The organism is Clostridium sp. AF19-22AC, from assembly GCF_003479085.1.
Classification (GTDB): domain Bacteria; phylum Bacillota; class Clostridia; order Lachnospirales; family Lachnospiraceae; genus Faecalicatena_A; species Faecalicatena_A orotica.
On record NZ_QUGN01000004.1, the window covers coordinates 210,547 to 224,101 of the forward strand.

16 protein-coding genes are annotated in these 13,555 nt (G+C 43.1%); all 16 read right to left on the reverse strand.

What is annotated here, in order from left to right:
- Window positions 1-534 (reverse strand): hypothetical protein, encoded by a 534-nt coding sequence (locus DWX43_RS06550; RefSeq protein ID WP_006567777.1) that lies wholly within the window; start codon window positions 532-534, stop codon window positions 1-3.
- Window positions 531-1,088, reverse strand: a complete 558-nt coding sequence (locus DWX43_RS06555; protein WP_233458273.1) for a DpnD/PcfM family protein — start codon at window positions 1,086-1,088, stop codon at window positions 531-533. The genes DWX43_RS06550 and DWX43_RS06555 overlap by 4 nt, the downstream gene beginning before the upstream one ends.
- Before the next feature lie 164 nt (window positions 1,089-1,252).
- Window positions 1,253-3,247 carry an NlpC/P60 family protein gene (locus tag DWX43_RS06560; protein ID WP_006567779.1) on the reverse strand — a complete coding sequence of 665 codons (1,995 nt, stop codon included), beginning with the start codon at window positions 3,245-3,247 and terminating at the stop codon, window positions 1,253-1,255.
- A gap of 211 nt (window positions 3,248-3,458) precedes the next feature.
- On the reverse strand, window positions 3,459-3,959 hold the full coding sequence (locus DWX43_RS06565) for a hypothetical protein (protein WP_233458274.1): 501 nt from the start codon (window positions 3,957-3,959) through the stop codon (window positions 3,459-3,461).
- Window positions 3,960-4,136: 177 nt separating this feature from the next.
- Entirely contained in the window at window positions 4,137-4,535 is a 399-nt protein-coding gene (locus DWX43_RS06570) for a HEPN domain-containing protein (RefSeq protein WP_006567781.1), read from the reverse strand.
- Window positions 4,523-4,852, reverse strand: coding sequence for a nucleotidyltransferase domain-containing protein (locus tag DWX43_RS06575; RefSeq protein ID WP_006567782.1), 330 nt, complete (start codon window positions 4,850-4,852; stop codon window positions 4,523-4,525). Before DWX43_RS06575 ends, DWX43_RS06570 begins: the two co-directional genes overlap by 13 nt.
- A gap of 81 nt (window positions 4,853-4,933) precedes the next feature.
- Complete coding sequence (locus tag DWX43_RS06580; RefSeq protein WP_024739150.1) at window positions 4,934-5,803, reverse strand: JAB domain-containing protein; 870 nt, start codon at window positions 5,801-5,803, stop codon at window positions 4,934-4,936.
- Window positions 5,760-5,915 carry a hypothetical protein gene (locus DWX43_RS26905; protein WP_006567784.1) on the reverse strand — a complete coding sequence of 52 codons (156 nt, stop codon included), beginning with the start codon at window positions 5,913-5,915 and terminating at the stop codon, window positions 5,760-5,762. Before DWX43_RS26905 ends, DWX43_RS06580 begins: the two co-directional genes overlap by 44 nt.
- Window positions 5,916-6,605 carry a hypothetical protein gene (locus DWX43_RS06585; RefSeq protein WP_006567785.1) on the reverse strand — a complete coding sequence of 230 codons (690 nt, stop codon included), beginning with the start codon at window positions 6,603-6,605 and terminating at the stop codon, window positions 5,916-5,918.
- Window positions 6,606-6,610: 5 nt separating this feature from the next.
- Window positions 6,611-7,390 carry a DUF6674 family protein gene (locus DWX43_RS06590; RefSeq protein ID WP_006567786.1) on the reverse strand — a complete coding sequence of 260 codons (780 nt, stop codon included), beginning with the start codon at window positions 7,388-7,390 and terminating at the stop codon, window positions 6,611-6,613.
- Window positions 7,391-7,402: 12 nt separating this feature from the next.
- Complete coding sequence (locus DWX43_RS06595) at window positions 7,403-8,185, reverse strand: hypothetical protein (protein ID WP_024739151.1); 783 nt, start codon at window positions 8,183-8,185, stop codon at window positions 7,403-7,405.
- A 19-nt stretch (window positions 8,186-8,204) separates the two neighbouring features.
- Window positions 8,205-8,630 (reverse strand): DUF4313 domain-containing protein, encoded by a 426-nt coding sequence (locus tag DWX43_RS06600; RefSeq protein WP_024739152.1) that lies wholly within the window; start codon window positions 8,628-8,630, stop codon window positions 8,205-8,207.
- Window positions 8,631-8,647: 17 nt separating this feature from the next.
- The gene (locus DWX43_RS06605) at window positions 8,648-11,044 is read right to left on the reverse strand and encodes a VirB4-like conjugal transfer ATPase, CD1110 family (RefSeq protein ID WP_006567789.1); all 2,397 of its coding nucleotides are present in this window, start codon (window positions 11,042-11,044) and stop codon (window positions 8,648-8,650) included.
- 111 nt (window positions 11,045-11,155) lie between these two features.
- Window positions 11,156-11,650: a PrgI family protein gene (locus DWX43_RS06610; RefSeq protein ID WP_006567790.1), complete on the reverse strand. Its 495-nt coding sequence runs from the start codon at window positions 11,648-11,650 to the stop codon at window positions 11,156-11,158.
- Window positions 11,651-12,619: a site-specific DNA-methyltransferase gene (locus DWX43_RS06615; protein WP_006567791.1), complete on the reverse strand. Its 969-nt coding sequence runs from the start codon at window positions 12,617-12,619 to the stop codon at window positions 11,651-11,653.
- An 18-nt stretch (window positions 12,620-12,637) separates the two neighbouring features.
- Entirely contained in the window at window positions 12,638-13,480 is an 843-nt protein-coding gene (locus tag DWX43_RS06620; RefSeq protein ID WP_006567792.1) for a hypothetical protein, read from the reverse strand.
- Window positions 13,481-13,555: the final 75 nt, after the last annotated feature.

The window sequence follows — 13,555 nt, forward strand, 5'->3', positions numbered from 1 at the left end:
TCACCTTCTTTCCCGGTCTGCCATAGTAAATAAACTCATCTGTTCCATTTTGGGTTCTATTTTCTCTGGGCTGCTTTCAATAATCTGTCTGTATTTTTTAAAATCAGGTATCTCACGGTGCCTTCTCATAATGACAAAATCCTGGTTCCTGATTGCATCCTCCAATTCCCTTACATTTCTTAATGCATTTCTGATTTCAAGCCCATTATCCATTTTAGGACTTAGTTCCAGTCCGCATAAATACTGATAGTCCACATCGTCCCTACATTGACGGAAGATACCAACGGCTGCCCAATAAATCTTTTCCGCCTGTACCATAAAATGTTCCGGCAGCTTCTCCGGTGTCTTTCGGTGGTAAATTTCTGGAAATTCCCCTGCCTCCTTCATATCATACTTCGCGCTAATGATATGGTTTCTTAACAGGTTCATATTTTGCCCGTCAGTATAATAAGGATCACTGCCTCCACTTAATAGTTCCTTGTCCCAGCGGCAAAAAGAGTCTTCCAGTCTTTCTTTTAATGTTTCCCTACTCATCTCCCACCCATATTCCGCGGCTTTTCCCGATGGATACCCACCATTGACAAGGTTACACCCCGCAGGTCGCTGTAATCCAATACATAACCACTTTTTGCGTCCGAATAATTGTCATGTGCCTCTGATAAGGATGATTCCATGCTCTGTGCCCTGACCGTCACTATTTTACTTAATGTTTCGGTTATGCGGATATCATAATCCTGTTCTTTGGTATCGCTTATATAAACAACTTGCTTCTCCCCACATTCTTCTATCCCAAAACGCCCACTCAATTCTTCCAGTAATGTATCTGCAGGCTTCCCTAGCATATCTCTGGATTTTATTTCTGGTATATAGAATTTACCATCATCACACTGGAAAAATGGGATTTTCTCTCCATCCTTTTCTACTCCCAAGACTAGCTGCCTGTTTATCATACCTTCCTGCAGACCGTCCAGAAACGCCTCCCGTGCCTCCCACAGCCCCATCCAGGCTTTATACAGTATTACATGGTATTCCCCTTTCATCCTGACCTTTTCAAGATAATAAAAATTGTCCTCCATATAGTCAGACATTGGCATTCTCCTTTCAAAAAGGCAGTCTTGCCGACTGCCCTCAATTTTTTCTTCATTTCTTATTGATTTCTTCTTTTCATTTACAGCATGTTTATCCCTCCTCAGTTTCATTACCTTTAAATTACATTACGATTAGAACTTCAAAGCAAATTTGTATGCTGATGCTACCGACATGGCCTTCCATACAAACCGATGTTAGACGGAACCAATGGCCGGTAAACCACGCCATATGCTGTCCCTCGTGCGTCCACCTGCATCCCATTTCCTACATAAATCGCCACATGCCCAATAGACATAAATTCCCCCGCATTTGTATCACGGGAATGGAAGATCAAATCTCCTGGCCGTAGTTCATTTTCACTAACCTGTAGACCATTGTCTACAATATACTGTCCCTGTGTTGATGCAACGGATGGAAGGTTTATACCAAATTCTGCATATAACCTCTGTACCAGAGAACTGCAGTCATAATATCCTTCCTCATACCGCAAATCCTGGCTATACTGGCAGCCAACCTTATCTAACGCCGCAAGTGCCACCTGCTCGCCAATGCCGCTTGCAGGCATACTGTGCAGGAATTCGTCACTCATGACCTCACGCAGCAACTTCTCCTGACTGGGTGTCAGTTTGCCAAGTTCAATATAATCTTCATAGGTAAGGTTGTACACATATAATGAGGTGTGTGTTACTTCCACCGTGTTGCTGCCATTGGAATCAGCCAAAAATACCTCCATATCCTGATGTCCAAAATTCTGGGCTGTCCCATGGTCTCCAAAATACATATCAAAGTCTACACCATAACGGTCAAAATCTCCGGTATCCTCCACCACATATTCCTTTCCGCCTGCTATGATATGTGTCCCCATAGGAAGCGTGGGATTATAAGCATCAACGGCCAGGGTGTGGTCTGCTTTCGGCATGACGCCGCTTGCCGTAGGACCTCCCGACCATTGGCCACAGCAGATAGAACAGTTGCAATAACCACTGAATGTCATGATTCCAAGGCTTTCACCGGCCCGGATCGTATCTGTCACTGTCTCAGATGCAAAGTGGTTCATTTCATCAAAAATCTCCTTTAAGTGCTTTTTATTCTTATCACTCATGACGGTTGAGAAATTTCCCTGCCCGGTTCCATAACGCACCATATATACCATCATCACATCGGTAAAATTGCTACGAGCCACGCCACTCTGCATATTTTTGTAGGTTACATCCTCATCACTGTCTTCTTCCGCCGCCCTTACTTCCTCGTTAAATTCCCGGTAATACTCCGATAATACGCTTTGTACCGTATCCCCTTCCTGTAATGGTGGTAGAAAGAGAGCCAAAGGGGTGTTATACAGGATTACAATAATCAGGACAAAGGGCAAGGCAATCGTAACCAGCCCTCCCAATAACGGCCCCAACAGCCCCAGAAGATACAAAACAAGCTGTTTGACAACCAATCCAGCCCTCATGACGGCGATATCTTTTGCGGCTTTTGCAAAACTGTCCTTTTGTTCCTCACCGCTTAGCTTGTTCACCATGAAAGCATACATGCGCCTCCGGATAGCTTTTTTCATCCGGGTATTTTCCTGTTCCTTTTTTACCCTTCCTCGTCTTACTTCATTCTTTGAGGATATCTTCTCATCTTTTTTTCTGGTCTTTAATGTATCCCGGTCCTCTCCCGGCATTTGTTGACTTTGAAATCTGTCCTCAGACTTCTGGTCCACTGCTTCAGACCCTCGCTCCGTTCGTGTGAGGGTCACGGTATCTTTAAATCCAAAATCATAATCTTTCCGTTTAATATCCGGCCCGGAAACATTGTCTAAGTGAAACTTAGGATCTTTGCTGGCTTTTTGCTTCTGCTTTTCCCGGACAAAGTTCTCTTTTGGTTTCTCCTTACTCTTCCGCACTCCATCATCTTCAAAATCTGCGTTCTTCTCACTTCCAGCCAAATATCTGGGATAAGTTTCTTCCCTTGATTCCTGGCGTGATTCCTGACCTGACTTCTTTTTCTCTTGTCTGGGTTTCCTGTCTGTATTTTTATAATCCAGGGAACTCTCTTTCTTTCCTGGCTGCTTTCTAAACCCTGATACAGAATTCGCTGCAAGAACCGCACTTTTCTTATCTTCTTGTTCCTTCGGCTCTGATACAGGATGAATCTCCGTGGACTTCATGTGGATCTTTTTATCCGATAATGAGGCTTTTTCATCTATACCCCCGGAAACAATCTTTTTTCCAAGAAGTCCCGATGCAGAACTTTTTTCAGTTCCCAGGTAATTATGCGTTTGTAATTTTACTTCTGCGTCTGCCTTCAGCTTTATCTGTGCTTCTTTTTTACTTTTAAATCGGTTGTCAATGATTCGTATTCCTCCCTTCAGCTATTGCTCATATCTTTTTCACCTGATAATAGAGGCTTTCAAAGTGGAATCCTTTTACACCCTTTATTGCAGGACTGCAGAAACCAAAAGGAAGCTGATAATGTGGATCATACTTTTCTTTCAACATTTTGTATGCTTCCTCTGCCGACACATCCAGTTCCATGTATTCCGTTCCGTCAGGCATATACTTATCACTGAAAAGGACTACTTCTTCTAAAGTTCCTTTCTCAATCAGTTCACTAACTTCCTCCGGAGTAAGTAAAGTTCCACACTTCTCATATACTTCATCCTTGAGTTTCCGAAAATTGTATAACTCCCTGTCTTCCAGCATCATATAATCCCGTTCAAACAGGACGGCGATCTGATTTGGAAACACAATAGCCTCCACATTCATTTCCCTGCAGGCTGTCCGCGCTTCCCTTTCGGAACGGAATCGGTATTCTCTCGGTATTTCGATTTCAACCTCCCACTCATACAATTGAAATCCAATACTGAATCCAAATCTCATATTCTCAACCCACCTTTCTGCAAAAAACGGCTGCAAATTTTCGCAGCCGTTTTTCCAATAAAAAAAGTGGCCACTAGAAGCAACCACTTTTTCTTGTAATACATTCTTCAATTTTTATTTATCCACAGACCGTTTTCCAGACAGCCACAACGTACTGGTGCGCCTGTATTTTATCTCCTATAGAACATTTTTATCCTTTAAATATCTTTCAATCTCACCGATAAACTCCTTTGCCTTTTCAATCTGCTCCTCTGCGTCTTGCCTTGAGGCAATGAAAAAATCCGAGTAATCCGATTGTTCACGCATGATAGAGGCATTTTTGATTATTTTAGAAGTCTCCTTCGCAAAAATCCCAGTTTTCACGAAATTTTGGTTAAAATACGCAATCACGCCGCTATGTTTACTGGAATCAAATCCTTCCAGTGCTGTAATGGCACGCATGGCATGAAAAATAGAATAGTAGGAACGGTTCAGCGATGGTTTATACATACCGCCTGACAACATTTCTTTTGCCGCAGCTAAATCCTCTAACGCACGCTGGTAACGGTACTTTGCTAATGTCTCTAAGCTGCCCACAGTACCACCCCTTCTTCCTTCACGTTCTTATAGAATGGTAAAGTATCCTCCCACTCCAAAAAGTTTTTATAGTCAATATACAGAATGGAAAAGACCTGATCATATTCCAAATCCATATCCACCGCCAGGTCCACCATACGGTCATGCATCTCTTTTGTTTCTTTTCCGTTCAGTAGAACTGCTATATCAATATCCGATTCCTTTGTATTGGTTTTACGGGCAAATGAACCATATAGTAAAATACTTACCAATTTATCACCGTAAATATCACGCAGGCCCTTTACCAGCCTGTCAAACATTTCCTTATTCTTATCCACGCCGATTCCCTCCTGTCTTATCTTTTATATGGATATTGTACCGTATTTTTTGCTTTTATTCAATGCATATATGAAAGCCTGTTATCTGGCCTGCTTTCGCTCCTTTGGATTTTGTACCCCGTGCTGTACCGGTTCAATAATCTTCACTTCCGGCATCAGTCGTTTGATATCCTCAATTGCTTTCTGTACCAATGGGCTGTCACGATAATATGGGATAGAGTTGATAATATCCACATCCAGCCGGTTTGCTGACACCAGATCAAACTCACCGGAATAGATAGAATCATCGTCCTTGATTGTGAATCCAATCCCATTCCCCATGCACGCCATTTCTTCCGGGAGATTCCTGTATCGTTTCACAGCTTGTTCCAGGCTCCTGCACTGATACACTTTCCCCAACGAGGGAAACTCCATACATTCCGCCACGTAAAATGATATTGTGGGAATCGGCTTCTTTCCATACTCTACTCCGTTTTCTGCAGCTATTTCATTATATATTTTCTTCCCATCGGGCATCATATTCGCCTCCTTCATACTTAAATAGGTTTCCTTTCCTAATATAACGTGGTCTAACACAGTGATACCAATCAGTTCTCCACAAGCCACAAGCCTTTTAGTCATTAAAACGTCCTGTTTGGAAGGTGTGCAGTCCCCTGATGGGTGATTATGCATTAATATAACACTGGCCGCATTGGAAAGGATACTGGCTTTAAAGATTTCCCTCGGGGAGAGTATGCAGCTATTTAGTGTCCCCATGCTGGCTATATTTACGTTGATCACCTGCCCATTGGTCTTCAGGTTAAGGACGAAAAATAATTCCCTGTCAACAGAATCGAATTCCTTTAATAAGAGTTGGACTGCATCATTCGGATTTTGGATTTTATCCTCACTGTATATGGGTGGATCATCAACCAGACGAATACTTACCATTTTCAGCCCATTTGCCTTCATCCGCACCCCTCCTATCTATCACCAGTAACTCACCATCTTCAATACAGTTTATACGCATAGTAAGTTCGCTCTGTGTCAGTATTTCCACATTATTGTTATCCTGGCTATCCATCTATCTTTTTGCCTCCTTATGTGTTTGTATCTGTGTGCTACCGTATATTTTGTCCAGATACTTTTCTGCCGCTTCATCTATGGAAGAGTGAATATGGCGAGACACAGCAGAATACAGACTCAAACTGCCCTCGAAGGAATCTCCCCAATCGCGCCCATCGCGCACGGCCGACAATATTAAATCTGCTCTACTGGGTGGTATATCCGGATCAAAGTAAAGTTTATCCTCTAAGTACCCTATTTTGTTGTCACTCACAAATTTCTCCATAGCATCAAACTTTTGTTCCCAATCCCGTAAAGTTTCCATATTAAGAAGCTGCTTAGAGAAAAGTGGAATACTGCCATACTGTCTGACTGCCATGTACAGCCAGTCCATCTTTTCATTTTCTATGCGTATCACTTCAAATTCATCCCTTCCAGCCTCATTCTTCAGTATTTTTCGTTTCCTACCATATACCTGGCTTACGAAGGGATAGTCGTGCGAATTAAGGCCGCGGTAACACAATCTGTCAAAATCCGGGTCTGCAAGTTCAACCGTTGCAACTACACTGGCTTTGACTTCCTCAAAACGATCATGTTTCAAATCATCCAGATTAACAGATATCCATCTGCTTCTGTTTCCTGTCTTCAAAACCCTACACTCTATTGGAGGGAATAACTTTTGTACCCCGTTTACTTTCATTTCAGGCATGATGTTTATCTTCCTTTCCCATGTCCAGCCAATTTCATCTTTTCTTCCATACTGTCAGGAACTTTACTATCCCGTCCGGCTCTGTTATCCAAAGCCCTCTGCGTAAAACCGTCCAATGATTTCTGCATATTTTCTGTGTGCCCCGCCATACTTTTCACAATTTTCCCACAAAATTCTATGGCTTGCCTGATCTTTGCCACAATACCCTTATCGTAGTCATACTCAAAAACATCCGCTGCATCTTTCCCCATAAGAAGATTTTTAGCATTTTTCCGGTGTCCCTTCGCTGCGCTAAGTTCCATCCCAATATCCCCCATGGTCCGTGCTCCATCTTCCAGGTTTTTGGCAGATTGTTCCAGATGCTCATGAATTACCGACAGCGCCCTGCCTGCTTTTGATTTATCAATAAACGTGTATAGTGCCTGTTCTCCATAATACTTTACATGCCTCTTTACATGCCCCACTGCCTGTTTAATGCCTTCCGATACCTCATTTCTTAAAGCTCCCAGCCATACTTTCGCTGCGTGCACTCTATCTCCGGACGCCTTCACAAAATTGTCTATTTTAGCTTTCAGGGTTTTATCATTTAATTCGTCTAACTGCCCGCGCAGATACAGCAGTTCGTCCTGCATATCCTCAAAATACTTTTCCATCTGGTTAAAATACTGTAAAAAATCCTCCAGGTTCTGCGCCTGCGCGTCCATGCGGTTTTCCTCCATCATGGCAAACATTTCTTTTAAATGCGGCTGTTCCCCCAAGGGAACATTCAACGATACCTCCATCATAGCTGCCTCCTGTTATCTCTTTTTTTCTGATTTTCCTGAAATACTGCTTACCTTTTCCTTTTTATCCCGATTCTCTGCTTCAATCATACGTTCATTTATTTTTGCATCGTTAAAACACTCAAAGATTGCATCCAGGTCAATATCTTCCGGTTCAAGGACCTGGTAAGAGTTTACGAGGAAAAAAGCATGTTCGGATATCAAATCATAATCGGATTTTGGAATTGATGTTATCTCAAATTCATACTGTAACAGCTCCAAACAGGCGTTGAAAAGCTGTTCTGCCAGTGAATCCCCACGCTTATACAAAAGAGGGATTTCCGGATTCTCCTGCCAGGTCCGCACACTCCGCAGGATACAGTCCAATGTTTCTGTATTGCAGGACCATGTATCCGCTTCTTCTATCTTTCCCTTCTCGCAATGTTCTGGCACAACGGGTTCTGGATCTTCCAATGTTCCTTCGACAATCATCTGTAAAATATCCTTTCCTGTCCCTCCAGCCTTAAGGACCCGTGCCGCTGCCCGCATCTCATATGGATACAAGCACAATTTCTCTTGTGATAAATTCAGGACCTTAATCGCCGTTTCCTTGCTAAACTCAGACTGAATAGCAGAAAAAACATGATAATAGGAATCCAACCACTTCTCTACCGCTTTATTTTGCGGCAGTTCCCTAAAACCAGCATACTGCCCCATGGCAACACAGTCCTCCGCCCATTTCACCCAGGTCCTAAGTTCCCCGTCTGTTTGCAGTTCCAGCAGATGCTTTACTACTAACACAAAGATATCTCTATTCAACGATGTTCCTCCAATCTTTCTACCTCGTCTTTGGTGGTTTTTTATTTGCCTTTGTCTGCTCTGGTTTTGCCATTCCATTGATGGAGCAGTATCTCTCTACTCCTGCCCTGTCAAATTCCTCCAGGCGTTTAAGGTCAAACGCCACCTTATAATAACTTTCCATGCCCGAATAACCCATTTCCGGAAGCACCTTTCCAAGTTTGTGCTTTTTAATAAAGTCCAGTTTGCTTTTACTGGCAAAGGCGTCAATGTATGCCTCATTTCTTTCGACAGGCATATGAGCCAGATTGATGGTCAGATCAGCAAAAGATTCCTCATATCCCTCCTCCATATGGGTAAGACCGATATACAGTCTGTTGTCATAACGATAGGCATCAACTTCAAGCATCAGCTCCTCATGCCCAAATTCCCAATCATAACCCAATGTTTTTTTCTCTTCTTCCATTTCCTTACCTCTCATAATTATGAATACTGGTCATCCGTCTTTATTCCCTGTTTGTTTTTTTCATGAAGATTTGTATTGAACAAATCATATATGATATTATTCTTCTTTACCCTGGCATCAAAAGGAATAATGACTTCACCGTGTTTCAGGATTCCCATACCGGAATTACAGCCGTTCACGTATTTCAACTGTGCTTCCGGAATCCCCGCTACCCGTGAAAGCTCCTGGCTGTCCACATTTGCCTGTTTTAACAAAGCAATAAATTCAGAGTTCGCCAGCATGGTTACGGCTGTGTAATTCTGGAGCATATCAGAAATATTCTGGGTGATGGCGGTACACAAGCCGCCTTGTTTCCTTACTTTTTTCCACAGGGAATAGAGAAATTTTCCCGAATATTCACTGCGTCCAGAATGTTCCCCGGTTCCCAGCAACACATGGCACTCATCTATGTATAGCCATGTAGCTCTTCCTTTTTCTGCATTTCTGGCAATCCGTGCCCGGACATTTTCCAGCATGACCAGCATCGCAATCGCACTCAGCTCTTTTCCAAGATCACGGATTCCATAAACAATGAACCGGTTGTCTACGTCTAAATTGGTTTGATGGTTGAAAATATTCAAGGAACCGCTTACAAACAGCTCAAGCCCCAAGGCAATATCCCTGGCTTCCTCCTCTGGCTGCTTCATCAGCAGGTCATAAAAATCCGACATAACCGGCACATATTTTTCCTTGCTCATGGCAATATCCAGATACAGCTTACGGATACAACGGTCAATGATGGATTTATGCCGGCTGTTTAGCATTTCCGACATCGCCTGCTCACACAGACCAAGCATAAATTCGCCCTTATCTCGGATCAGTCCTTTACTGTCGGCAAGGTCCAATTCATTCACATCAAGCCAGAGCGGATTTATATAATTCTGGGTGTAATTTGACAGGTTGATGCATACACCCCCTAAGTTCTGGGCAATATCAAAATACTCCAGTGTCGGATCGATGACGATGATATCATCACCTGTCTGCAAATATACCCCCAACATCTCGGACTTACAGAAAAAGGATTTTCCACTGCCGGGTACGCCAAATACCATAGCGTTTCCATTGGTCAGTTTTTTCCGGTCTGCCACGCACAGGTTTTTAGAAATCCTGTTCGTTCCATAACATAAGCCCGTGGGTTCATAAATCTCCTGCACATTAAAAGGCATTAAAGCCGCGATATCCCGTGTAAGCATGGTGCGCATGGTTTCGACTTGTCGCACCCCTACGGGCAGAGCAGTATTTAATGCCTCTCGCTGTTGGAGATGATGTACCTCCATATTACAGAGATATTTGTTTCCTATCGTCTGGATTGTCTCTGTAATACTGTTAAGTTCTTCCCTGGTATCCGCAATCAGTACCATATTTACACCTGCAAAGAACAGGTTCTGGTCATTCTCCCGTACATCGTCCATCAACGCTTCCAGGGTTTTCTTTTCCACTTTCTTTCCATAACTGATGTCACTTGCAAAGTCATTGTTTTTATTACGGACACGCTGCTGGCGTAAAATATCTGACTCCACACCCAGATATTTTTTCTGCAATGTTCTTGTTGTCAGGTCCTTTGGCACAGGCACAATATCTATAGAGGTGATACTGTGTACAGGAACATTGGTAATTTCATTAATGAAAGTGTCCGGCAGGCTTGTCGGATACCTTCTGATGAATACAGCCCTGCAGATTTTCCGGTCTGTTTCAAAGTCATTCGGGGAATACTTAATCATGGAACCGCAGATATCATTTTTGTAATCTGTTTTACTTTTTACATACGCATCAAAATCAAAAGAAAATGTTTCTTCGTCACCAATGCGATAAAAATTATACAGAACCCGGAGCCGTTCCGCCGCGTCAAGCGGCTCCAACTTTGAGCCTATCGCATGGAATTCTTGCTGCATCCCTCCTTCAAAGGTATTAAAAAATGCTTTTGCCTGTTCATAATCTTTCCGTTCCACAGTAACCGTAAGAAAGCGTTCCTGTTCAATCCCCTGTTTTCCCGCTACAATCCGTTCCTCTACGATATCATTGTAAACGTCCCGAAGATGGTCATAGCCATCATCTTTATCTGGTATCAGGACATTCTGCCTGAACTGGCTCATGTTCCTGTTTTTGTTGTATATTGTAATCTTAAAAGCAACATCAATCGCATTAACCAGCTTGCAATACTGCTTTAAGATTTCATACTGGTCTCCCTCCGACACCGTGACATAATTTATGTCAGCAAAACGGTATACCCTGCTGTACCGGTTCTTTGTATTCTCAAAAATACCATCCTTTGCAATCCTCAGAATCTCAATCTGCTGCTGAACACTCTTCGGGGCTGCAAACAATGGTTTGTCCGCTTTTTTTAACTGTATGAAACGATCTGTAAAAATTCCCACTTCCGTAAACCTCCTTTAATCCAAGGCAGGCTACGGGAAGTAGTTTAGCGAATCCCGTAACCTGCTGGTCGCTAAACTACTTCCCACATATGTGGGATTATTTCATATCTTTTATTTCATGAGCCTAAAGGCAAGTATCCCTGCCACTGCCACAACTAAAGCCCCCACTGTCAGTAGGATCATGCGCTTTGCTTTTTTCTTTACCATGTTAAAATCCTCCTGTCCGTCAGACAGTCCTTTTTTTTCTTTTTTCTGCTGCTGTGTAGCAATTTTCTGCTCTTCTCCATAGGCGTCCTTTATCCAATCCACATTTTCCGTGGACTGGTATAAACAGGGCTTATTGAAAAAAGACATCTGGACCATTCTCCCCACCGTCTGCCAGAAACTAAGCCCATTGTGATTATAAAATCCTGTGAGTGCAATCGGCACCACAACAGGCGTTGCCAGATAGCACGCTAATGTCATGCCGATTTTATCGTATAAACCGAGTACAATTCCCGCTCCCGCCCCCAGGGATAGGACGCTGAATGTAAATTGCTTCACGGTCAGCCCCATCAGGAAGCTCTCCTTATAGTGCTGTAAATCCCTGCTGATTTCGATATCCATTTATCTCACCTTACCTTTCTTTACATTTTCAATCCTCTTTTTCCCCTCTTCAAAATATTCCTGACTAATCTCAATTGAGATGGAATCCCGTTCTGATTCAAGGGCAGCTTCCGCAAGGGCAAAGGAACCAGCATATTGGTCCAATACCAGTTCTTTTTTATCTGTAACAAATTCCAGTATCTGTTTTAGCAGTTCCACCGGCTTCTCCGATTGATGAACCCTATCAGCTTTTGAGATTGGCTGAATGTCAAAAGCCGTAGGAAGCATCCCTTTCGCTCCGGACATATAGTGTTTCATCTCCGGTTCTGCCTTGTCCTTCTTTGCGTCCGGTCGCATATCACGCGCACGTCCTTTTGAAAAGAGCAGGATATCCTCAGTATTTTTTGCCTTCCGCCCCGTATTGGCAACGATTGTACCCTTCCGCCATGCCACCTTCGCGTAATATTCAAAGCCGCTTTCCTTCGCCATGGCCTTCACCTGGTAAAGATATTCGTAATTATCACCGTTTTCCTCCGGCAGAAACTCCACGAGGAAGTGCCCCTTCTTTAGAACACGGAATTTTTCGTCCAAATCCTGCTGTGTGTACTGGAACAAATCATAGGAGGCAAAGTCCCGGTTTCCCCCTTTTAAACTTTTTTTCAGCAGATATGGGTGGTCAGTGATAATTGCGTCAATGCTGTTATCCTCAAGGAAACTCAGATCACGTCCATTTCCCTGTATGAGCATGCAGGTAATATCCTCATTCTCTGCATTTTTCTTCGTAACCGTATAGACGCCTTTGGCAACCCGTTTAAAAAGACCTTTATTAATCCCTTCGTAGATACGCGCCCGGATGCTGGGTTCCTTTACATCCTTTTCCGCATACTGGTATACACATTCCTTTGCATCTTTCAGGGAAAATTGCTCCACGTCTGCGAAATACTCAAATAGCGTCATTTGTATGCTTTTATCCTGCGCCGCTGTTTCCACACCCAAAGCCTCCTTTACTTACAGCCCCAGGGCCTTGCTTGTCAGGCTCTGGGCGCCCTTTACACTTCCCACAGTCAGGGCAACCGTGAATGTCATTTCTCCCAGATAGATCAAAGTCTTTGTCCAATCTGCATAGTCTCCTGTAAATTGTGGTAATCCTGAACTGATAAACGTATTGCAAAGAATAATCGCCAAAGCCATAGTCACCGCCTCAAAAACTACGCTTATGAAATACTTCGTAAACTGTACGCTTGTGGCACTCACTCCCCGATTTCCTGCAACCGTTGCATAAGCGATACTGCCAAACGGTACGATTACAAGTATTTTTAAAAATCGGAAATAAACATTATAAATAAGGAAAAATCCGCAGATCAAAATAATCAGGCTTAAAAATACCGCCAGGATTAAAAATACAAGGCTTTCCACAAATCCCAGATTCTTGATAATATCTGCCTGCGCCGGGTCTATCGTAACCTGTGTGGCTTCACTCCCTCCAATCAGTCCGACAAGATTCCCAACACTTGTAAATATGGCTTTCATAATATCGACGTTGTATACCACCAGCCACTGCGCGATTCCAATCCTGATCAACATACGGAGAATCACTTCAAACCGCATCTCTTCCCGCACATCTACACTTTCCGAACAAAAACCAATCACAAAAAATAAAACAACCAGGCTTGAACCAACAGCAACGAAAATCGGTTCAATCCCGGTTATAACTCCCCATGGGCCGCCTCCTTTGAAAGAAGTCGGGGACTGCCCCAGCAGTTCAAACACCATGTTCACCTGCCCGTTCCAAAAGCCGAACACGACCTCAAGAAGCGAAAGGATTGCCTCGCCCAAATTAAAAATATCCATTTACCATCACCTCATTTCCGTATTTGGATATTATGATTACTAGAGTATCATTTAAAATAATTCTTTTGAAAGAAC